The 20,852-nt window shown below is 61.7% G+C and carries 16 protein-coding genes; 9 read left to right on the top strand and 7 right to left on the bottom strand.

The genetic code is table 11. From position 1 onward, the window contains the following. The first annotated feature begins 5 nt into the window (after positions 1-5). The 9 genes from murD to lpxC all read left to right on the top strand — a co-directional run bounded on the left by murD (position 6) and on the right by lpxC (position 10,485). Entirely contained in the window at positions 6-1,352 is a 1,347-nt protein-coding gene (gene murD / locus ACYZUM_RS20845) for a UDP-N-acetylmuramoyl-L-alanine--D-glutamate ligase (protein WP_473061167.1), read from the top strand. Further along, entirely contained in the window at positions 1,349-2,566 is a 1,218-nt protein-coding gene (gene ftsW / locus ACYZUM_RS20840) for a putative lipid II flippase FtsW (protein WP_003228018.1), read from the top strand. The genes murD and ftsW overlap by 4 nt, the downstream gene beginning before the upstream one ends. Then, positions 2,556-3,626, top strand: coding sequence for an undecaprenyldiphospho-muramoylpentapeptide beta-N-acetylglucosaminyltransferase (gene murG, locus ACYZUM_RS20835; protein WP_047296414.1), 1,071 nt, complete (start codon positions 2,556-2,558; stop codon positions 3,624-3,626). The genes ftsW and murG overlap by 11 nt, the downstream gene beginning before the upstream one ends. Then, positions 3,619-5,079 (top strand): UDP-N-acetylmuramate--L-alanine ligase, encoded by a 1,461-nt coding sequence (murC, locus tag ACYZUM_RS20830; protein ID WP_007961634.1) that lies wholly within the window; start codon positions 3,619-3,621, stop codon positions 5,077-5,079. Before murG ends, murC begins: the two co-directional genes overlap by 8 nt. Then, entirely contained in the window at positions 5,076-6,050 is a 975-nt protein-coding gene (locus tag ACYZUM_RS20825) for a D-alanine--D-alanine ligase (RefSeq protein ID WP_473061166.1), read from the top strand. The genes murC and ACYZUM_RS20825 overlap by 4 nt, the downstream gene beginning before the upstream one ends. 4 nt (positions 6,051-6,054) lie before the next feature. Next, a complete protein-coding gene (locus ACYZUM_RS20820) occupies positions 6,055-6,921 on the top strand; it encodes a cell division protein FtsQ/DivIB (RefSeq protein WP_007961636.1) in 867 nt (288 codons plus the stop codon). A 15-nt stretch (positions 6,922-6,936) separates the two neighbouring features. Beyond that, entirely contained in the window at positions 6,937-8,196 is a 1,260-nt protein-coding gene (ftsA, locus tag ACYZUM_RS20815) for a cell division protein FtsA (protein WP_003228014.1), read from the top strand. A 68-nt stretch (positions 8,197-8,264) separates the two neighbouring features. Continuing rightward, entirely contained in the window at positions 8,265-9,461 is a 1,197-nt protein-coding gene (gene ftsZ, locus ACYZUM_RS20810; RefSeq protein WP_025109282.1) for a cell division protein FtsZ, read from the top strand. Between the two features lie 112 nt (positions 9,462-9,573). Next, the gene (gene lpxC, locus ACYZUM_RS20805; RefSeq protein WP_007961638.1) at positions 9,574-10,485 is read left to right on the top strand and encodes a UDP-3-O-acyl-N-acetylglucosamine deacetylase; all 912 of its coding nucleotides are present in this window, start codon (positions 9,574-9,576) and stop codon (positions 10,483-10,485) included. 149 nt (positions 10,486-10,634) lie between these two features. Here lpxC and ACYZUM_RS20800 read toward each other — a convergent pair whose 3' ends face one another. The 7 genes from ACYZUM_RS20800 to ACYZUM_RS20770 all read right to left on the bottom strand — a co-directional run bounded on the left by ACYZUM_RS20800 (position 10,635) and on the right by ACYZUM_RS20770 (position 20,669). Continuing rightward, a complete protein-coding gene (locus ACYZUM_RS20800) occupies positions 10,635-12,140 on the bottom strand; it encodes a sensor domain-containing diguanylate cyclase (RefSeq protein WP_473061165.1) in 1,506 nt (501 codons plus the stop codon). 195 nt (positions 12,141-12,335) lie between these two features. Beyond that, a complete protein-coding gene (locus ACYZUM_RS20795; RefSeq protein WP_473061164.1) occupies positions 12,336-13,652 on the bottom strand; it encodes an OprD family porin in 1,317 nt (438 codons plus the stop codon). Positions 13,653-13,848: 196 nt separating this feature from the next. After that, positions 13,849-14,070 (bottom strand): hypothetical protein, encoded by a 222-nt coding sequence (locus ACYZUM_RS20790; protein ID WP_047296402.1) that lies wholly within the window; start codon positions 14,068-14,070, stop codon positions 13,849-13,851. 304 nt (positions 14,071-14,374) lie between these two features. Next, on the bottom strand, positions 14,375-15,739 hold the full coding sequence (locus tag ACYZUM_RS20785; protein WP_473061163.1) for a heavy metal sensor histidine kinase: 1,365 nt from the start codon (positions 15,737-15,739) through the stop codon (positions 14,375-14,377). Then, a complete protein-coding gene (locus ACYZUM_RS20780; protein ID WP_007916978.1) occupies positions 15,729-16,406 on the bottom strand; it encodes a heavy metal response regulator transcription factor in 678 nt (225 codons plus the stop codon). The genes ACYZUM_RS20785 and ACYZUM_RS20780 overlap by 11 nt, the downstream gene beginning before the upstream one ends. Before the next feature lie 7 nt (positions 16,407-16,413). Beyond that, positions 16,414-19,515 (bottom strand): multidrug efflux RND transporter permease subunit, encoded by a 3,102-nt coding sequence (locus ACYZUM_RS20775; RefSeq protein WP_473061162.1) that lies wholly within the window; start codon positions 19,513-19,515, stop codon positions 16,414-16,416. Beyond that, positions 19,512-20,669 (bottom strand): efflux RND transporter periplasmic adaptor subunit, encoded by a 1,158-nt coding sequence (locus ACYZUM_RS20770; RefSeq protein WP_473061161.1) that lies wholly within the window; start codon positions 20,667-20,669, stop codon positions 19,512-19,514. Before ACYZUM_RS20770 ends, ACYZUM_RS20775 begins: the two co-directional genes overlap by 4 nt. Positions 20,670-20,852: the final 183 nt, after the last annotated feature.

Here is a 20,852-nt window from a genome sequence, read left to right as displayed (position 1 = left end):
AACGAGTGTCTCTGATCGCTTCTGACCACTTCCGCATCGTTGTCGGCCTCGGCAAGAGCGGCATGTCCCTGGTTCGCTTCCTGGCGAACCGGGGCGTGTCGTTTGCCGTCGCCGATACGCGGGACAATCCACCGGAACTGGCCACGCTCAAGCGTGACTATCCGCACGTGGAAGTGCGTTGTGGCGAGCTGGACGTCGAATTCCTGTGCCGTGCCGACGAGCTCTACGTGAGCCCCGGCCTGGCGCTGGCGACCCCGGCCCTGCAAGCCGCTGCCGCCCGTGGCGTGAAAATGTCCGGCGACATCGAGCTGTTCGCGCGTAACGCGCGGGCGCCGATCGTGGCCATCACCGGTTCCAACGCGAAAAGTACCGTCACCACCCTGGTCGGCGAGATGGCGGCTGCAGCCGGCAAACGCGTCGCGGTGGGCGGCAACCTCGGCACGCCGGCGCTGGACCTGCTCAGCGACGACGTCGAGCTGTACGTGATGGAGCTGTCGAGTTTTCAGCTGGAAACCACCGACCAGCTCAACGCCGAAGTGGCCACCGTGCTCAACATCAGCGAAGACCATATGGACCGCTACAGCGGCCTGCCGGCGTACCACCTGGCCAAGCACCGGATCTTCCGTGGCGCCAAGCAGTTCGTGGTCAACCGTCAGGATGCGCTCAGCCGTCCGCTGATCGGCGAGGGCCAGCCGTGCTGGACCTTCGGCCTGAACAAACCCGATTTCAAGGCCTTCGGCCTGCGCGAAGAAGACGGCGAGAAATACCTGGCCTTCGAATTCCAGAACCTGATGCCAGTGCGCGAACTGAAAGTGCGCGGCGCGCATAACCAGGCCAATGCCCTCGCGGCACTGGCACTGGGGCATGCGGTCGGCCTGCCGTTCGACGCCATGCTGTCGGCACTGCGCAATTTCACCGGCCTCGAACACCGCTGCCAGTGGCTGCGTGATCTCGACGGCGTCGGTTACTACAACGATTCCAAGGCCACCAACGTCGGCGCCGCACTGGCCGCCATCGAAGGCCTGGGTGCGGATATCGACGGCAAGGTCGTGCTGATCGCCGGTGGCGACGGCAAGGGCGCCGAGTTCAACGATTTGCGCCATCCGGTGGCGGCCAACTGCCGCGCCGTGATCCTGATGGGGCGCGACTCCGACAAGATCGGCGCAGCCATCGGTGACGCCGTGCCGCTGATCCGCGCCGGTTCGCTGGTCGAAGCCGTCGAGCAATGCCGCGCGGTCGCCCAACCGGGTGACGTGGTGCTGCTGTCGCCGGCCTGCGCCAGTTTCGACATGTTCAAGAATTACGAGGATCGTGGTCACCAGTTCGTCCGCGCCGTGGAGGATCTGGCATGAGCCTGCGCAATATCATCAAGCCTTACCCGTCTCCGATCATTACCGGCCGTGGCATCGACCTCGATTTCCCGATGCTCGCCGGCTGCCTGGCGCTGCTGGGCCTGGGCCTGATCATGATCGCCTCGGCCTCCACCGAAGTGGCGGCGGCGCAGTCGGGCAGCGCGCTGTACTACATGATTCGCCACCTGATCTATGTGGCGCTGGGCCTGGGTGCCTGCATCATCACCATGATGATTCCGATCGCCACCTGGCAGCGTCTGGGCTGGATGATGCTGATCGGTGCATTCGGTCTGCTGGTGATGGTGATCGTCCCCGGGATCGGCCGTGAAGTGAACGGTTCGATGCGCTGGATCGGTTTCAGCTTCTTCAACGTACAGCCGTCGGAGATCGCCAAAGTCTTCGTGGTGATCTACCTCGCCGGTTATCTGGTGCGTCGGCAGAAAGAAGTGCGCGAGAGCTGGATGGGCTTCTTCAAGCCCTTCATCGTGCTGCTGCCGATGGCGGGCCTGTTGCTGATGGAGCCGGACTTCGGTGCCACCGTGGTAATGATGGGGGCTGCGGCGGCGATGCTGTTCCTCGGCGGAGTCGGGCTGTTCCGCTTCTCGCTGATGGTGGTTCTCGCAGTCGGGGCCGTGGTCTTGCTGATTCAGATGCAGCCCTACCGGATGGCGCGTCTGACTAACTTCGCCGACCCGTGGGCCGACCAGTTCGGCGCCGGTTATCAGTTGTCGCAGGCGTTGATTGCCTTCGGTCGCGGTGAGTGGCTGGGCGTTGGCCTGGGCAACAGCGTGCAGAAACAGTTCTATCTGCCTGAAGCGCACACCGACTTCGTGTTCTCGGTGCTGGCCGAAGAGCTCGGCGCCGTCGGTTCGCTGTGCACCGTGGCGCTGTTCGTGTTCGTGTGTATTCGCGGCATGTACATCGGTCTGTGGGCCGAGAAGGCCAAGCAGTTCTTCGCCGCGTATGTGGCCTACGGTCTGTCGTTCCTGTGGATCGGTCAGTTCCTGATCAACATCGGGGTGAACGTCGGTCTGCTGCCGACCAAGGGCCTGACCCTGCCGTTCCTCAGTTATGGCGGCAGTTCCCTGGTGATCTGCTGCGCCTGCCTCGGCTTGTTGCTGAGGATCGAGTGGGAGAGTCGGACTCACCTGGGCAGTGAAGAGATGGAGTTCCATGAGAGCGACTTCGCCGAGGAGCCGAACCATGGGCGCTAACGTATTGATCATGGCCGGCGGCACCGGTGGCCACGTGTTCCCGGCGCTGTCCTGTGCCCGCGAATTCCAAGCGCGCGGCTACACCGTGCATTGGCTCGGCACGCCACGCGGGATCGAAAACGATCTGGTACCGGCTGCAGGTCTTGAACTGCACCGCATCAATGCCACGGGTTTGCGTGGCAAGGGCAAGCTGTCGCTGCTCAAGGCGCCGTTCATGTTGCTCAAGTCGGTGTGGCAGGCGCGGGCGGTGATTCGCAAGCTGCGTCCAGTCTGCGTGGTCGGCTTCGGTGGTTATGTGACCGGGCCTGGCGGGATTGCCGCGAAACTGGCCGGTGTGCCGGTGATCGTTCACGAACAGAACGCCGTGGCCGGCACCGCCAATCGGTTGCTGGTGCCGTTCGCCGCCCGGGTGTGTGAAGCGTTCCCCGACACCTTTACTCTGTCGGACAGCCGCCGTACCACCGGAAACCCGGTGCGCAGCGAGCTGTTCCTCGAAACATCGCGACCGGCTCTGGCCGGGCGCAAAGCGCGTTTGCTGATCCTCGGCGGAAGCCTGGGCGCAGAACCGTTGAACAAGTTGCTGCCTGAAGCCTTGGCGCAAGTCCCCGCCGATTTGCGTCCGGACGTGTTTCATCAGGCCGGCAAAAACCACGATGAAGTGACTGCAGAGCGCTATCGCGCCGCTGGCGTGGATGCGCAGGTGCAGCCGTTCATCAAAGACATGGCCCAGGCCTATGGCTGGGCTGACCTGGTGGTGTGCCGCGCTGGCGCGCTGACCATCAGTGAGCTGGCCGCCGTTGGTCTGCCCTCGATGCTGGTGCCTTTGCCCCACGCGATCGACGATCACCAGACCCGCAACGCCGATTATTTGGCCCGTGAAGGCGCTGCCTTCGTGATGCCGCAAAGAACGACTGGTGCCGCGGACCTTGCCGCGCGCCTGACAGAGGTCTTGATGCAACCGCAACGACTCGAAGAAATGGCCCAAGCGGCCCGCCGTCTGGCCAAACCCGATGCCACCCGTAGCGTGGTCGATACCTGCCTGGAGGTGGCCCATGGTTGAGAATCAGAAAGCCATGCCACAACCGGAAATGCGCCGCATCCGTCGCATCCACTTCGTCGGTATCGGCGGCGTGGGCATGTGCGGCATCGCTGAAGTGTTGTTGAACCTGGGCTATGAAGTGTCCGGTTCCGACCTGAAGGCTTCGCCGGTGACCGAGCGTCTGGAATCGTTCGGTGCGCACATCTATATCGGTCACCGTGCCGAGAACGCCGCTACCGCTGACGTGCTGGTGGTCTCGAGCGCTGTGAACACTTCCAACCCGGAAGTGGCGACCGCCCTTGAGCGCCGTATCCCGGTGGTACCGCGTGCCGAGATGCTCGCCGAGCTGATGCGCTATCGCCACGGCATCGCCGTCGCCGGTACTCACGGCAAAACCACCACCACGAGCCTGATCGCTTCGGTGTTCGCCGCCGGTGGCCTGGACCCGACCTTCGTCATCGGTGGCCGTCTGAATGCGGCGGGTACCAATGCCCAGCTCGGCACCAGTCGCTATCTGATCGCCGAAGCCGACGAAAGCGATGCGAGCTTCCTGCACCTGCAACCGCTGGTGGCGGTGGTTACCAACATCGACGCCGACCACATGGCGACCTACGACGGTGACTTCAACAAACTGAAGAAAACCTTCGTCGAGTTCCTGCACAACCTGCCGTTCTACGGTTTGGCGGTGATGTGCCTGGACGATCCGGTGGTGCGTGAAATCCTGCCGCTGGTCAAACGTCCGACCGTGACCTACGGCTTCAGCGAAGACGCCGACGTGCGCGCGATCAATGTGCGCCAGCAAGGCATGCAGACGTTCTTCACCGTGCTGCGTCCTGACCGCGAGCCGCTGGATGTTTCCGTGAACATGCCGGGCAACCACAACGTGCTCAACTCGCTGGCGACCATCTGCATCGCCACCGACGAAGGCGTCAGTGATGAAGCCATCGTTCAGGGCCTGTCCGGGTTCCAGGGCGTTGGCCGACGCTTCCAGGTCTACGGCGAACTGCCGGTGGACGGCGGCAACGTGATGCTGGTCGACGACTATGGTCACCACCCGACCGAAGTCGCGGCGGTGATCAAAGCCGTGCGCGGTGGCTGGCCGGAGCGCCGTCTGGTGATGGTCTACCAGCCGCATCGTTACAGCCGCACCCGCGACCTGTACGACGATTTCGTCAATGTACTGGCCGATGCCAACGTGCTGCTGCTGATGGAAGTCTATCCGGCCGGCGAAGAGCCGATCCCGGGCGCGGACAGCCGCAAGTTGTGCAACAGCATCCGTCAGCGCGGTCAGCTCGACCCGATCTACATCGAGCGCGGTGTCGACCTCGCGCCGCTGGTCAAGCCGCTGCTGCGTGCCGGCGACATCCTGCTGTGCCAGGGCGCCGGGGATATCGGCGGTCTCGCGCCGAAGCTGTTGAAAAGTGAATTGTTCGCCGGCGCCGTGGCGGCGTCGGTCGAGGGGAAGTTGAAATGACTGCTGCCTACGCCAACCTGTTCTCCACCATCGCGCCGAAAGACTTCGGGCGTGTCGCCGTGCTGTTCGGTGGCATGAGTGCCGAGCGTGAGGTTTCGCTGAAGTCCGGTAACGCTGTGCTCGACGCGCTGCAAAGCGCGGGTGTGGACGCGTTCGGGATCGACGTCGGCGAGGATTTTCTGCAGCGTCTGCTGAGCGAAAAGATCGACCGTGCGTTCATCATTCTCCACGGCCGTGGCGGTGAGGACGGCTCCATGCAGGGCCTGCTCGAATGCGCCGGCATTCCCTACACCGGCAGCGGCATCCTCGCCTCGGCACTGGCGATGGACAAACTGCGCACCAAGCAGGTCTGGCACAGCCTCGGGATTCCGACGCCGCGTCACGCCGTGCTGTGCAGCGAAGCCGATTGTATTTCCGCGGCGACGGAACTGGGCTTCCCTTTGATCGTCAAACCGGCGCATGAAGGTTCAAGTATCGGGATGGCCAAAGTGAGTTCTGCGTCCGAGTTGATCGACGCATGGAAAGCGGCCAGTACCTACGATTCGCAAGTCTTGGTGGAGCAATGGATTCAAGGTCCGGAGTTCACCATCGCCACCCTGCGTGACCAGGTGTTGCCTCCTATCGCCCTGGGTACACCGCACACGTTCTACGACTACGACGCCAAGTACATCGCCAACGATACCCAGTACCGCATTCCGTGCGGGCTGGATGCCGCCAAGGAACAGGAACTCATGGATCTCACGGCCAAGGCCTGTGAGGCGCTGGGTATTGCCGGTTGGGGCAGGGCGGACGTGATGCAGGACGCCGACGGACAGTTCTGGTTCCTGGAAGTGAACACCGCACCGGGCATGACCGATCACAGTCTGGTGCCGATGGCGGCCCGTGCTGCCGGTCTGGACTTCCAGCAACTGGTTCTGGCCATTCTGGCCGCCAGTGTTGAAGGCTCCGGTAACACAGAGGCGCGAGGTTAAGACCATGCAAGGCGCTCATCTCAGACATCAGCCACCCGCACCCGGCCGCAAGCCGGTGCCGCGGGGTGCCAGCCGAATGGTGGCCAAAGAGCCGATGTCCGCGCGCCTGCCGAAAGCCAATTTCGGCTTTCTGAAAAGCCTGTTCTGGCCGGTGCTGCTGGTGGCGCTCGGGTTCGGTACCTACGAAGGCGCGCAGCGTTTGCTGCCTTACGCCGACCGGCCGATCACCAAGATCGCTGTGCAGGGCGACTTGAGCTACATCAGTCAGCAAGCGGTGCAGCAGCGAATCGCCCCGTACGTCGCGTCGAGCTTCTTCACCATTGATCTGGCCAGTATGCGTACCGAGCTTGAGCAGATGCCGTGGATCGCCCACGCCGAAGTACGCCGGGTGTGGCCGGACCAGGTGGTGATCCGCCTCGAAGAGCAACTGCCCGTGGCCCGTTGGGGCGACGAGTCGCTGCTCAACAACCAGGGCCAGGCGTTTACGCCCAAGGAGCTGGCGAACTACGAACACCTGCCACAGCTGTTCGGCCCACAACGGGCCCAGCAGCAAGTGATGCAGCAGTATCAGGTGCTGAGCCAGATGCTCCGGCCGCTGGGTTTCTCGATCGCGCGCCTGGAACTGCGTGAACGTGGCAGCTGGTTCCTGACCACCGGTGCCGGCAGCTCCGGCCCCGGCATCGAGCTGCTGCTGGGACGCGGCAACCTGGTGGAAAAGATGCGCCGCTTCATCGCCATCTATGACAAGACGCTTAAAGACCAGATTACGAACATTGCGCGCATCGATCTGCGCTACGCCAACGGCCTCGCTGTTGGCTGGCGGGAACCAGTAGCGCCGACGACAGCCCAACCCGCTGTCGCAAAGAATTAAGAAGAGGCAGGACCCATGGCAAACGTGCAAAGCGGCAAAATGATCGTCGGTCTGGATATCGGCACCTCCAAGGTGGTGGCGCTGGTAGGCGAGGTCGCGGACGACGGCACGCTGGAAATCGTCGGTATCGGTACTCACCCGTCCCGCGGCCTGAAGAAGGGCGTGGTGGTGAACATCGAGTCCACCGTGCAATCGATCCAGCGCGCGATCGAAGAAGCCCAACTGATGGCCGGCTGCCGCATTCACTCGGCGTTCGTCGGCGTGGCCGGCAATCACATCCGCAGCCTGAACTCCCACGGCATCGTGGCGATTCGTGACCGCGAAGTGAGTTCGGCTGACCTGGAGCGCGTACTCGACGCCGCCCAGGCCGTGGCGATCCCGGCTGACCAGCGCGTGCTGCACACCCTGCCGCAGGATTACGTGATCGATAACCAGGAAGGCGTCCGCGAGCCTCTGGGCATGTCCGGCGTGCGTCTGGAAGCCAAGGTTCACGTGGTCACCTGCGCCGTCAACGCCGCACAGAACATTGAAAAATGCGTGCGTCGCTGCGGCCTGGAAATCGACGACATCATTCTCGAGCAACTGGCCTCGGCCTACTCGGTACTGACCGACGACGAAAAAGAGCTGGGCGTCTGCCTGGTCGACATCGGCGGCGGCACCACCGACATCGCGATCTTCACCGAAGGCGCGATCCGCCACACCGCGGTGATCCCGATTGCCGGTGATCAGGTGACCAACGACATCGCCATGGCGTTGCGCACCCCGACCCAGTACGCCGAAGAGATCAAGATCCGCTACGCCTGTGCCCTGGCCAAACTGGCCGGTGCCGGTGAAACCATCAAGGTGCCGAGCGTTGGCGACCGTCCACCGCGCGAACTGTCGCGTCAGGCCCTGGCCGAAGTGGTCGAGCCGCGTTACGACGAACTGTTCACCCTGATCCAGGCCGAACTGCGTCGCAGCGGCTACGAAGACCTGATCCCGGCGGGCATCGTCCTGACCGGCGGTACCTCGAAGATGGAAGGTGCCACCGAGCTGGCAGAGGAAATCTTCCACATGCCGGTGCGCCTGGGCGTGCCGCACGGCGTGAAAGGTCTGGATGACGTGGTGCGCAACCCGATTTATTCCACTGGCGTTGGCTTGCTGATGTACGGCCTGCAGAAGCAGTCCGACGGGATCTCGTTCTCGGGCATCGGCAGCCGCGACAGCTACAGCAACGATGAGCCACAGGCGCCGTTGCTGGACCGATTGAAGAAGTGGGTTCAAGGCAACTTCTAAAGCTTTACCGCAACACCGCTACAAAAATGCAGTAGGCGAAAAAACTAGAGAATGTAAGGAGAGGGAAAATGTTCGAACTCGTAGACAACATCCCCGCAAGCCCGGTAATCAAAGTTATCGGTGTTGGCGGTGGCGGCGGCAACGCTGTCAACCACATGGTCAAGAGCAACATCGAAGGCGTTGAATTCATCTGCGCCAACACTGATGCTCAAGCGCTGAAAAACATCGGCGCGCGCACCATCCTGCAACTGGGCACCGGTGTGACCAAAGGCCTGGGCGCCGGCGCCAACCCGGAAGTCGGCCGTCAGGCTGCGCTGGAAGATCGCGAGCGCATCGCTGAAGTGCTGGCCGGCACCAACATGGTGTTCATCACCACTGGCATGGGCGGCGGTACCGGTACCGGTGCTGCGCCGATCATCGCCGAAGTGGCCAAGGAAATGGGCATCCTGACGGTTGCGGTCGTGACCCGTCCGTTCCCGTTCGAAGGCCGCAAGCGTATGCAGATCGCCGACGAAGGCATCCGCATGCTCTCCGAAAGCGTCGATTCGCTGATCACCATTCCGAACGAGAAGCTGCTGACCATTCTCGGCAAAGACGCCAGCTTGCTGTCGGCGTTCGCCAAGGCTGACGACGTACTGGCCGGTGCCGTGCGCGGTATCTCCGACATCATCAAGCGTCCGGGCATGATCAACGTCGACTTCGCCGACGTGCGTACCGTGATGAGCGAAATGGGCATGGCGATGATGGGCACTGGCTGCGCCAGCGGTCCGAACCGTGCACGTGAAGCGACCGAAGCGGCCATCCGCAACCCGCTGCTGGAAGACGTGAACCTGCAAGGTGCACGCGGCATCCTGGTGAACATCACCGCCGGTCCTGACCTGTCCCTGGGTGAGTACTCCGACGTGGGTAGCATCATCGAAGCCTTCGCTTCCGAGCACGCAATGGTCAAGGTCGGTACCGTGATCGATCCGGACATGCGCGACGAACTGCACGTTACTGTGGTTGCCACCGGTCTGGGCGCGAAAATCGAGAAGCCTGTGAAGGTCATCGACAACACCGTTCACACCTCCATGGCTGCCGCTCAGGTTCAACAACCGGCTCCTGCGCGTCAGGAAGCTCCGGCGGTGAACTACCGTGACCTGGACCGTCCGACCGTCATGCGCAACCAGGCTCAGGCCGGTGCTGCGACTGCCGCGAAGATGAACCCGCAGGACGATCTGGATTACCTGGACATCCCGGCATTCCTGCGTCGTCAGGCCGATTGATGGAATGTATCAGGGCTATGACGGTGATTGGTGTTCAGCAAAGGCTCGGTCTGCTATTATCGCCAGCCTTTGTTGATACCAGTTCGCAATTTGCGCTGAAGCGGCCCAAGCCATGATTAAACAACGCACACTGAAAAATATTATCCGTGCCACAGGTGTAGGCCTGCATTCCGGGGAGAAGGTCTACCTGACCCTCAAGCCTGCGCCTGTCGACACTGGCATTGTGTTTTGTCGCGCTGACCTCGACCCTGTGGTGCAGATTCCTGCCCGCGCGGAAAACGTCGGTGAAACCACTATGTCGACGACGCTGATCAATGGCGACGTCAAAGTGGACACGGTAGAGCACTTGCTCTCGGCCATGGCTGGCCTGGGCATCGATAACGCCTACGTCGAGCTCTCCGCGTCCGAAGTCCCGATCATGGATGGCAGCGCTGGACCGTTCGTATTCCTGATTCAATCGGCTGGCCTGGAAGAGCAGGACGCCGCCAAGAAATTCATCCGCATCCTGCGTGAAGTGACAGTGGAAGACGGCGACAAGCGCGCCACTTTCGTCCCTTTCGAAGGGTTCAAGGTGAGCTTCGAGATCGATTTCGATCACCCGGTTTTCCGGGACCGCACCCAAAGTGCAAGCGTGGATTTTTCCAGCACTTCGTTCGTAAAAGAAGTCAGCCGCGCGCGTACTTTCGGTTTCATGAGTGACATCGAGTACCTGCGCAAGCACAACCTCGCACTCGGCGGCAGCGTTGAAAACGCGATCGTGGTGGATTCCGATGGTGTACTGAACGAAGACGGTCTTCGCTACGAAGACGAATTCGTGAAGCACAAGATCCTCGATGCGATTGGCGACCTGTACCTGTTGGGTAACAGCCTGATTGGTGAGTTCAAAGGCTTCAAGTCCGGTCATGCACTGAACAACCAGCTGCTGCGCAAGTTGATTGAGCAGACAGATGCTTGGGAAGTCGTGACGTTCGAAGACGCCAGCACTGCACCGATCTCTTACATGCGCCCGGTTGCGGCAGTGTAAGTAAAAAACCTCTCTAGTTTTTTGAAGGCCATCCTCGGATGGCCTTTTTTTATGCCTTTATTCAAAGCAAAAGATCACAGCCTTCGGCAGTTCCTACAGGGAAAGTTAGTCCAACTGTAGGAGCTGCCGAAGGCTGCGATCTTTTGATCTTACGAACTGACTACGCGATTGCGACCGCTCTCCTTGGCCTGATACAGCGCCTTGTCCGCCGCAAACAGCAGTTGCTCCAGCGACATCTCGACAGCCGATGTCCAGGTACTGATACCGATACTGACGGTCATTGCCACGTCCGCGCCCTCGACCCTCGGCATCTGCTCCACCGCCTGACGAATGTGTTCAGCAATTTGCCGGGCACCGCTGCTGTCGGTTTCGGCGAGAATCACCGAGAACTCTTCGCCGCCGTAACGGGCGACCAGATCGCCGGGGCGGCGCACGTTCGCCGTGATCACCTTGGCCAGTTCGCGTAGCGCCTGGTCGCCGGCCTGATGCCCGTGACGGTCGTTGAACGCCTTGAAGTGGTCGGCATCGATCATCATCACCGACAGCGGCTTGCCCGAACGCTGGGCGCGGAACCATTCGTGGCGCAGCGACTGATCGAGCATCCGCCGGTTGGCCACGCCGGTCAGCGCATCGGTGGCAGCCAGTTGCGCCAGCTCGCGTTCGGCGCGCTGGCGCAAACGCAGCTCGCGGGCGAGCAGCCAGGTCAGCCACAGCAGCCCGGCACACAGCACGCCGGTGGCGCCACTGATCAACAGTGCCGTGCGTCGCCAAGTGCCGAACACCTCATCACTGGAGAGCGCGACCATCACCGTCAGCGGCAAGTTGCCGACCCGCGAATAGGTGTAAAGCCGTTGCTGGTGGTCCATGCTCGAAGTGCTGGTGAAACTGCCGCTGCCATCCTTGTCGCCGAGAATCCGCACCACGTTGGGCCGGTTACCGAAACTCTTGCCGATGGAGTCGCTTTGCAGATGCGGCTTCTGCGCCAGTAGCACGCCGTCGCTGTTGATGATGTTCAGCGTGCTGTCTTTGCCGATGTCGAGGCTGTTGAACAACTGATCGAAGTAGTCCAGTTTCATCGACGCCACCGCCACTCCGGCGAATTCGCCGGTGTCCGAGGAGATCCGCCGACTGAAGCTGATGCGCCACTGATTGGCGTCGTCGCAATCGCAGCGAGTCTTGAATGGGCGGCTGATGAACATGCCGGTATCGCGGTTGAAGGCGTGGGCGAGAAAGTAATCACGATCGGCAAAGTTGCCCGGTTTCGGTTCGATCCGCGATGAGTCGGCAACCACATCGCCATGCTTGTCCAGCAGGAGAATGTCGCCCTTGAAGCGCGCGGTGGTCGAGCGGTCGAACAATGCCAGATGGCGAATCTGCGGGGTGACGTCGCGCAAGTCATCGCGCTGGGCGGCGGCGATCAGGCCTTGCAGGGTCAGGTCGTACAACTCGACCGTGCGCAGGACGTCGGCGTCGATCAACTGGGCGATGGTGGTGGCACTGCGGGTGGCCGCTTCCTGAGCGTTGGCGTGCTCACGAATCAGCAGAAAAGTGACGATGCACAGAATCGCGATCACGGTCAGCGAACTGCCGCAGATCAGCAGCAATTCGGGGCGTCCGGGCTTGCCCGCCAGAGGTGGGGTACGGCTCGCGATCATGATGGGGCTTTCGATTGGGCTGAGACTTATAAGAGTAGTTGCACAAACACGGAACCGTCTGTGGCGAGGGAGCTTGCTCCCGCCGGGTTGCGCAGCGACCCCCTTGCTTTCGAGGAGGGGCCTGCTACGCAGTCCAGCGGGAGCAAGCTCCCTCGCCACAGGTTCTGCGCCAGTCGCGACTGACTTGAGGTGATCTTAGAAGACGTTGATCGGGTAGTCGACAATCACGCGGTATTCATCGGTGTCGGTATCGATCGCGCCGTAGCCGTTGCCGCCACGGTTGGTCGCCCATTGCAGGCGCACCGCGAGATCTTTCGCCTGGCCGCTCTGCACCACGTATTTCAGATCGAGGTCGCGCTCCCAGTGCTTGGCGTTGCGACCGTCGGCGCTGTACCACGAGGCATAGCCTTTGCTGTCCGGATCGACCTTGGTCAGGTCCACGGTGCCACGCGAATAGGAAACTGCCGACGTCAGACCCGGCAGACCGAGACCGGCGAAGTCGTAGGCGTACTTGAGCTTCCACGAGCGCTCGTTGGGGCCGTTGAAGTCCGAGTACTGTTGCGAGTTGTCGAGGTAAACGCTGTCGCCCTGGCTGATGTAGTCGAACGGCGTGTTGCCGTTCACGCGCTGGTACGCAGCGGTGACGCTGTGGTTGCCGATGCCGACGGTGAAATGCAGGCTGTAGGTGTTGTTGTCGATGTTACCCAGCAGCGCGTCGCCGGTGTCCTGCGTGTGGTAGAAGTGCAGGCCCGGGTTGAGGCTGACCAGATCGTTCAACTGCCAGGTGTAGTCCAGGTCGTAGTAGTACTGGTTCCAGATGTCCTTCAGCTCGGCGGCGTACAGATTGCTGGTAAGCCCTTCGACGCCGCTCCAGGACACGCCGGCCCAGTTCAGGTGGCGGCTTTCGTCGCCCTCGGCGAGTTTGCCGTACGAGGTGCCGATGCGCTGGCGACCGCTCTGGTTGTACGGCTTGGTGAAACTGGCCTGGCCACCTTCGAACATCCAGCCGTCGAAGCCGTGGTTGGTCAGGCTGACGCCACGAAAGGTCTGCGGCAACATGCGCGATTCACCGCCGGCAATCACCGGGTTGGTGAGGAACAGGTCACCGGCCTTCAACTCGGTATCGAACGCGCGCATTTTCAACGTGCCACCTGCGGTCGAGAACGAGCCCGGCGCTTTGCCATTGCCATCGCTGATCGGCAGGATGCTCGAGCCATCGGTACCGCCACCGCCGTCGAGCTTCAGCCCGAGCATGGCGTGGGCGTCGATGCCGAAGCCGACCGTGCCTTCGGTGTAACCCGACTGGAAGATCCCGAGAAAACCCTGACCCCACTCGATGTTATCGTCCGCCTGCTGCAGGCGGTTGCGATTCATGTAGTAGTTGCGAGCGTTGAGGTTGAGGCTCGAGCCTTCGACGAAACCTTCCCTGGCGGCTTCGTCGGCATGGGCGGCGGGGGCAATCGTTGCGGCAATTGCAATGAACAACGGGGTGAAGCTGACTGGGTAACGCACTTGCGATGGAGCTCCTTGGGTCAACTGACACTTCAATGTCTTGAGGTGCGGGATATTTCTTGTTGTTACAGACGAACCAAACGGCTTTCAGACCACAACGAAAAAAGGCCGCTGAAAGGCAGCGGCCTGGAAGGACGACGGTTGAACGGGAAGAGCCAAACAACCGCGTCGAGGGAAATGTTTCGCGGTGCGCGACTCAGCTGTCTTTCTCGGCCGCTTGAGCCTGGGAAGTGGCGGCCTGTGGGGCTTGCGAGGCGTCTTGCGACTTGGCCATCACTTCTGCCCGGGACTGTTCGAACGCGTGAGCGCGAGCAGCATTCTGCGCGACGAACGCCTGCGATTCTTCAGCCATCGCCATCGGCGACAGGATCAATGAGGACAAAACGAAAGCGCTGGCAATACCCATACTGTTGGACATCTTGAAAACCTTCTTGCTTGGCAAGTGCTGTTTGGTGCGGGCAAAGATAAGGTTGCCGGGCGCCGAGAAACAGCGTGATTTTCATAAATGACTGTTGCGCAGGAGGTAAAAGTCGAAGGTCTCGGTGCAGCCAAGAGCAACCCCCTCACCCCAGCCCTCTCCCCCAAGGGGGCGAGGGGGAAAGGGAGCAGATCGGGGGCTTTTCAAAACTTGAGTTCAACTGGATATTTCAGGTCGATGCAACTCCAGAGAACAGCTCGGTCAGTCCCCTCTCCCTCCGGGAGAGGGTTAGGGTGAGGGGCTTCTAAACAGGCAAATAAATCCCGAAGGTATTCATCCCCCGATCACTTCGCACAAACACATCCCCACCGTGCATCAGCGCAATCGCCTTGACGATCGCCAGCCCCAATCCATGGTTGTTGCCGCTGTTGCTGCGCGAGGCATCGACTCGATAGAAGCGCTCGAACAGACGCGGCAAGTGCTCGCTGGCAATCGGCGATCCCGGGTTGGCCACACCAATGCTGACCTGATGGTCTTCAACCTCGATCCGCACTTCGATCACCTTGCCCGGCTCGGTGTGCTGCACGGCGTTGCTCAGCAGATTGATCAATGCCCGGCGCAGATGCGCGATCTCGATGCTCACCTGTGCATCGCCACTGACGTGGACCTGCACTTGCGCGTCTTCGAGGATGAAATCCAGGTACTCAAGCGTGGTCGCGACTTCATCGGCCAAAGAAGTCTCGGTCAGTTTGGTGGCCTTGCTGCCCTGGTCGGCGCTGGCCAGAAACAGCATGTCGTTGATGATCGAACGCAGGCGTTCCAGCTCTTCGAGGTTCGATTGCAGCACTTCGAAGTAATGCTCGGCGGAGCGCCCGCGGGTCAGCGCGACCTGGGTCTGGCCAATCAGGTTGGTCAGTGGCGAGCGCAGTTCATGGGCGACATCGGCGTTGAACGATTCCAGTCGTGAGTAGGCCTGTTCGACCCGCTCCAGCGTGGAGTTGAACGAATCGACAAACTGCTCAAGCTCCGGCGGCAATGGCGACATCCGCAAGCGTCCGGCCCGCAGGGGGGGCGCGAGGCGCTGGGCTTCGTCCGACAGTTTGATCAACGGCTTGAGGCCGATTCGCGCGACCCAGTACCCCAGCGCCGAGGCCATCAGTACACCGACAATCGCGAGGCTGACGAGAGCGATCAACAGCTTGTGTTGGGTCTCGTGGAACGTTTCGGTGTCGATGCCGATCATGAACCGCAGCGGCGGGCGCTGATCCTTGGCCGGCAACTCGGTGAGCAGCACTTTCAGCGGATAAGGATGCTCGGGCAATTGCAGGTCATGCATACCGGTTGGGCCTTTGGCGAAGGCGCGGATTTGCGCGTCAGGCTCGCCATACTCGTAACCGGGATCAGCGCTGACCACCCAGAAACGGATGCGCTTGTCCTCTTCGCCGAGCAGCTTGAGCTTGGCGTTGATCTTCACCCAATGCTCGGGTGTGCCGTAACGATTGAGCGCCGATTCGAGCACGCTGTAACGCGCATCCAGCTCGGCTTCCGGGAGCAGGCCCAAGCCCTTGTCGACCTGTTGATACAGCGCGCCGCCGATCAACAGAAACACCAGCAGCGCCACCAGGGTGAACATCCCGCTTAAACGCAGGGCAATCGAATTACTGGACACCACGGCTCTCCAGCACATAACCCATGCCACGAATCGTGTGCAGCAGTTTCTCGTCGAACGGCCCGTCGAGCTTGGCCCGCAGACGTTTGATCGCGACTTCGACGACATTCGCATCGCTGTCGAAATTGATGTCCCAGACCATCTCGGCAATCGCGGTTTTCGAGAGGATTTCACCTTGCCGGCGGGCGAGGACGCTCAGTAGCGAAAACTCTTTGGCGGTCAGGTCCAGCCGGGTGCCGGCGCGGGTAGCCTTGCGGCTGATCAGGTCGATCCACAGGTCGGCGATGCTCACTTGTACCGGTTCATGCCCGCCGCTGCGTCGGGTCAGCGCTTGCAGGCGCGCCACCAGTTCGAGGAAGGAAAACGGCTTGCCGAGGTAATCATCGGCGCCGTCGCGCAAGCCCTTGATGCGATCTTCGACGCGCTCACGGGCGGTGAGCATGATCACCGGAGTCTGCTTGCGCGCACGTAACGCGCGCAGTACGCCAAAGCCGTCCAGGCCCGGCAACATCACGTCGAGGACGATCACCGCGTAGTCGCTTTCCAGCGCCAGGTGCAGGCCTTCGACGCCGTCGCGGGCCAGGTCCACGGTGTAACCCTGTTCCGTCAGACCGCGGTGCAGATAGTCCGCGGTTTTTTCCTCGTCTTCGATAATCAGAACGCGCATGACCGCCTCAGTCTGTAGTCGCCAATGCCGTCGTGGGCATTGGTTTGGGCCTGTGGAACAGCCGCTCAAGCCACAAGTATATGACCGGCGTGGTAAACAGCGTCAGCATCTGGCTGACCAGCAAGCCGCCCACCACCGCGATCCCCAGCGGCTGGCGCAGTTCGGCGCCGGTGCCATAACCGAGCATCAGCGGCAGGGCACCCAGCAGGGCGGCGAGGGTGGTCATGATGATCGGCCGGAATCGCGTCAGGCACGCCTCGTAAATCGCATCCTGCGGCGGCAAGCCGCGATTGCGCTGCGCCTCAAGGGCAAAGTCGATCATCAGAATTCCGTTCTTTTTGACGATACCGATCAGCAACACCAAGCCGATCAACGCCATGATCGAGAAGTCCTGGCCGCAGATCCACAGCATGATCACCGCACCGAGACCGGCTGCCGGCAGGGTCGAGATGATCGTCAGCGGATGCACGAAGCTCTCATAAAGCACGCCGAGAATGATGTACACCGCCACCAGCGCCGCGAGAATCAGCCACGGCTGACTGGCCAGCGAACTCTGGAACGCCTGCGCCGCGCCCTGGAAATTGCCGCTGATCGCGGTCGGCATGCCGATCTCGGCCTTGGCCTGATTGAGCAGAATCACCGCATCACCCAAGGCCACGCCGGGCGCCAGGTTGAACGACAGGTTGGCGGCCGGGAACATGCCGTCATGAGCAATCGACAGCGGGCCGATGGTCGGCGCATCGAATTTGGCCAGCGCCGACAGCGGCACCATCTCGCCACTCAGCGGCGAGCGCAGGTAGAAATAGTTGAGGCTTTCGGCCTTGCCGCGTTGCTTGGTGTCCAGTTCCAGAATCACGTTGTACTGATTGACCTGGGTCTGAAATTCGTTGATCTGGCGCTGGCCGAAGGCGTCGTACAGCGCTTCGTCGACGTCACTGGCGGTCAGGCCAAAACGCGCGGCGGCACTGCGGTCGATGCTGATGTGGGTGATGCTGCCGCCCAGTTGCAGGTCGTTGGAAATGTCGCGGAACGCCGGGTTGCTGCGCAGCTTTTCGGTCAGACGCTGGGTCCAGGTGGCGAGGGTCGCGCCGTCATTGCTCTTGAGCACGTATTGGTACTGCGCGCGGCTCGGCCCGGAGCTGAGGTTGATGTCCTGGCCGGCGCGCAGGTACAGGACGATGCCCGGGACTTTCATCAGTTGCGGACGAATGCGGTCGATGAACTGGCTGGCCGAGACGTCGCGGTCGCCGCGTTTTTTCAGGGCAATCCAGAAGCGGCCGTTGGCGATGGTCTGGTTGCTGCCGGACACACCGACCGAGTGCGAGAACGCCTGAACGGCCGGATCGGCGGCGACGATTTCGGCCATCGCCAGGTGTTTTTTCACCATGTCGCCGTAGGAAATATCCGCAGCGGCTTCGGTGGTGCCGAGGACAAACCCGGTGTCCTGCACCGGGAAGAAACCCTTGGGGATAAAGATGTAACCGGCAATCGCCAGTGCCAGCGACAGGCCGAACACGCCGATCATCAGTTTCTGGTGGGCGAGGGCACGGCGCAGACCCTTTTCGTACCAGGCCAGCAAGCGCTCGCTGAAGCCCGGTTTGTCGTGGGCGTGGTGCACCGGTTTGCGCATGAACAGCGCGGCCAGCGTCGGCGCGAGGGTCAGCGACACCACCACCGAAATCAGAATGGTCGAGGTCGCCGTCAGGGCGAATTCCTTGAACAACCGCCCGACCACGCCGCCCATGAACAGCAACGGAATAAACGCTGCCACCAGCGAGAAACTGATCGAAACCACGGTGAAGCCGATCTCGCCGGCACCTTTGACCGCCGCTTCGCGCATGCTGTCGCCGGCCTCCAGATGCCGGTGGATGTTCTCCACCACGACAATCGCATCGTCCACGACAAACCCGACGGCCACGACAATCGCCACCAGCGTCAGGTTGTTCAGGCTGAATCCCAGCAGGTACATCAGGGCGAAACTGGCGGTCAGCGACACGCCGAGTACCGCCGAGACGATCATGGTCGCCGACAACTGGCGCAGGAACAGCGCCATCACTGCCACCACCAGCAGAATCGCGATCAGCAGAGTGATCTCGACTTCATGCAGCGAGGCGCGAATGGTCTGGGTGCGGTCGATCAAGGTTTTTACTTGCACCGAGGCCGGGAGCATGGCTTCGAGGCCGGGCAGGGCGGCTTGAATGCGGTCGACGGTTTCGACGATGTTGGCGCCGGGCTGGCGCGAGATCACCAAGTTCACCCCGGGTTGATCACCGGCCCAGGCCTGCACGTAGGCATCTTCCGAACCGTTGACGACTTTGGCGACATCGCGCAGGTGAACCGGTGCGCCGTCCTTGTAGGAAACGATGAGTTGGCTGTAGTCCTCGGGGTGGAACAACTGATCGTTGGTCGACAGCGTGGAGATGCTCGATTCGCCGTACAACGCACCTTTGGCGAGGTTGAGGCTGGTCTGCTGGATCGCCAGACGAATGTCGGCGAGTGTCAGGCCGATCGCCGCCAGTTTGTCGGCCGAGGCCTGCACACGGATCGCCGGACGTTGCTGACCGGTGATGTTGATCTGGCCTACACCGTCGATCTGACTGATCTGACGCGCCAGCAGGGTTTCCACCAGGTCGCTGAGTTCGGTGCCGGGCATTTGCGTCGAGCTGACGCTGAGGATCAGTACCGGGCTGTCGGCCGGGTTGACCTTCTTCCAGGTCGGCAGGGTCGGCATGTCCTTGGGCAGCTTGCCGGCGGCGGTATTGATCGCGGCCTGGACTTCCTGAGCGGCGGTGTCGATGCTCTTGTCGAGGGTGAATTGCAGGGTCAGCAGGCTGGAGCCGAGCGCGCTGCTGGAGGTCATCTGGGTCATGCCGGGGATGGCGCTGAATTGCACCTCCAGCGGCGTGGCCACGGACGAAGCCATGGTGTCGGGGCTGGCGCCGGGCAACTGCGCCGAGACCTGAATTGTCGGAAATTCCGCTTCCGGCAGTGGGGCAATCGGCAGGCGCGGGAAGGCAATCACGCCGACCAGCACCAATGCGATGGTCAGCAGAATCGTCGCGACCGGGTGATCGATGCACCAGGTGGAGACGCCTTTGTGCGCCTTCATGGTTTCGGCTCCGCTTGCACCACCTGTGGCGGCTCGCTCATGACCTGCACGGTCGAGCCGGGTTTGAGCCGCGACTGGCCGTCGGTCACCAGTACGTCACCGGCCTTCACGCCTTTGATGATGTCCTGCCCGCTGCCCTGATAGACCATCTGCACTTGTACGGCTTCGACTTTGTCGCCGTTCACGCGGTAAACGAAGTGTTGATCGAGACCGCGCTGTACGACAGTGGGCGGCACCACCAGCGCATTCTTATCCAGTGCCGTCTGAATTTTTACCGTCACCAGCAGGCCCGGCCAGAGCTTCTGGCTGGCGTTGTCGAACTCGGCCTTGGCGCGGATGGTGCCGGTGTTGGCGTTGATCTGGTTGTCGATCAGGGTCAGGTGACCTTCGCCGAGCAGGTTGCCGGTTTCGCCATCGGTGTCGGCGCCGATGTAGGCCTTGACCTGAGCGTGCTGCGGGTCGTTGATCAGGCCCTGCAGGGTCGGCAGCATTTGCTGCGGCAGCGAGAATTCCACGGCAATCGGGTCGATCTGGGTCACGGTGAACAGGCCGGCGGTGTCGGTCATGCGCAGGAAGTTGCCTTCATCGACTGTACGAATACCGACGCGGCCGGTGACTGGTGAGCGGATCTGCGTGTAGGAAAGTTGTACCTGCGCCGCGTCAATCGAGGCCAGGTTGCCTTGGGCGGTGGCCTTGAGTTGGTTGACCAGGGCCTGTTGCTGGTCGTACGTCTGCTTGGAGACGCCGTCGTCGACGCTGAGCAGTTTGTAGCGCTTGAGGTTGACCAGGGCGACTTGCAGTTGTGCCTGGCTTTCGCCCAGTTGCGCGCGGGCCTGGTCAAGGCTGGCGCGGATAGAGCGGTCGTCGATGGTGGCGAGCAGGTCGCCTGCTTTGACGAGTTGGCCTTCCTTGACGAGGATTTTGGTGAGGATACCGTCGACTTGTGGGCGCACTACGACGCTGTGTAATGAGAGGACCGAGCCGATGCCGCTGGTGTAGCGGGGGACGTCTTTTTCGCTGACCGTGACGACGCGGACCGGGATGGCGGTCGGGGTGGCCAGTTTGGTCGGGGCGGGTTTCAGTGCCCACCATGTGCCTGCGGCGGCCAGGGCGATCACTACGGCTAGCAGGGCTTGGTTTTTCTTGATTCGCATGAAATGGGGCGCCAAGGGGCTGGAGTTTGGGCAGGTTGGGTCTTTATAAACTTGTTTGGGGGTCAGGAGGGTGACGGCTGGCTGTCAGCGCTGTCAGTTTCGCCGGGGTGTATATCCGTTTCTGCGGGGGTGGCTGATTATGGTTTCGCCCTTACGGCGACTCACTTTTTTTACAAACGCCAA

The organism is Pseudomonas sp. m6p (genome assembly GCF_055760375.1).
This window is presented reverse-complemented; position numbering and strand designations above follow the sequence as displayed.

Excerpts from the sequence above, each read along its gene's own strand:
- ftsW (WP_003228018.1), top strand. The coding sequence starts at position 1,349 with ATGAGCCTGCGCAATATCATCAAGCCTTACCCGTCTCCGATCATTACC.
- murG (WP_047296414.1), top strand. The coding sequence starts at position 2,556 with ATGGGCGCTAACGTATTGATCATGGCCGGCGGCACCGGTGGCCACGTG.
- murC (WP_007961634.1), top strand. The coding sequence starts at position 3,619 with ATGGTTGAGAATCAGAAAGCCATGCCACAACCGGAAATGCGCCGCATC.
- ACYZUM_RS20825 (WP_473061166.1), top strand. The coding sequence starts at position 5,076 with ATGACTGCTGCCTACGCCAACCTGTTCTCCACCATCGCGCCGAAAGAC.
- ACYZUM_RS20820 (WP_007961636.1), top strand. The coding sequence starts at position 6,055 with ATGCAAGGCGCTCATCTCAGACATCAGCCACCCGCACCCGGCCGCAAG.
- ftsA (WP_003228014.1), top strand. The coding sequence starts at position 6,937 with ATGGCAAACGTGCAAAGCGGCAAAATGATCGTCGGTCTGGATATCGGC.
- ftsZ (WP_025109282.1), top strand. The coding sequence starts at position 8,265 with ATGTTCGAACTCGTAGACAACATCCCCGCAAGCCCGGTAATCAAAGTT.
- lpxC (WP_007961638.1), top strand. The coding sequence starts at position 9,574 with ATGATTAAACAACGCACACTGAAAAATATTATCCGTGCCACAGGTGTA.
- ACYZUM_RS20800 (WP_473061165.1), bottom strand. The coding sequence starts at position 12,140 with ATGATCGCGAGCCGTACCCCACCTCTGGCGGGCAAGCCCGGACGCCCC.
- ACYZUM_RS20790 (WP_047296402.1), bottom strand. The coding sequence starts at position 14,070 with ATGTCCAACAGTATGGGTATTGCCAGCGCTTTCGTTTTGTCCTCATTG.
- ACYZUM_RS20780 (WP_007916978.1), bottom strand. The coding sequence starts at position 16,406 with ATGCGCGTTCTGATTATCGAAGACGAGGAAAAAACCGCGGACTATCTG.
- ACYZUM_RS20775 (WP_473061162.1), bottom strand. The coding sequence starts at position 19,515 with ATGAAGGCGCACAAAGGCGTCTCCACCTGGTGCATCGATCACCCGGTC.
- ACYZUM_RS20770 (WP_473061161.1), bottom strand. The coding sequence starts at position 20,669 with ATGCGAATCAAGAAAAACCAAGCCCTGCTAGCCGTAGTGATCGCCCTG.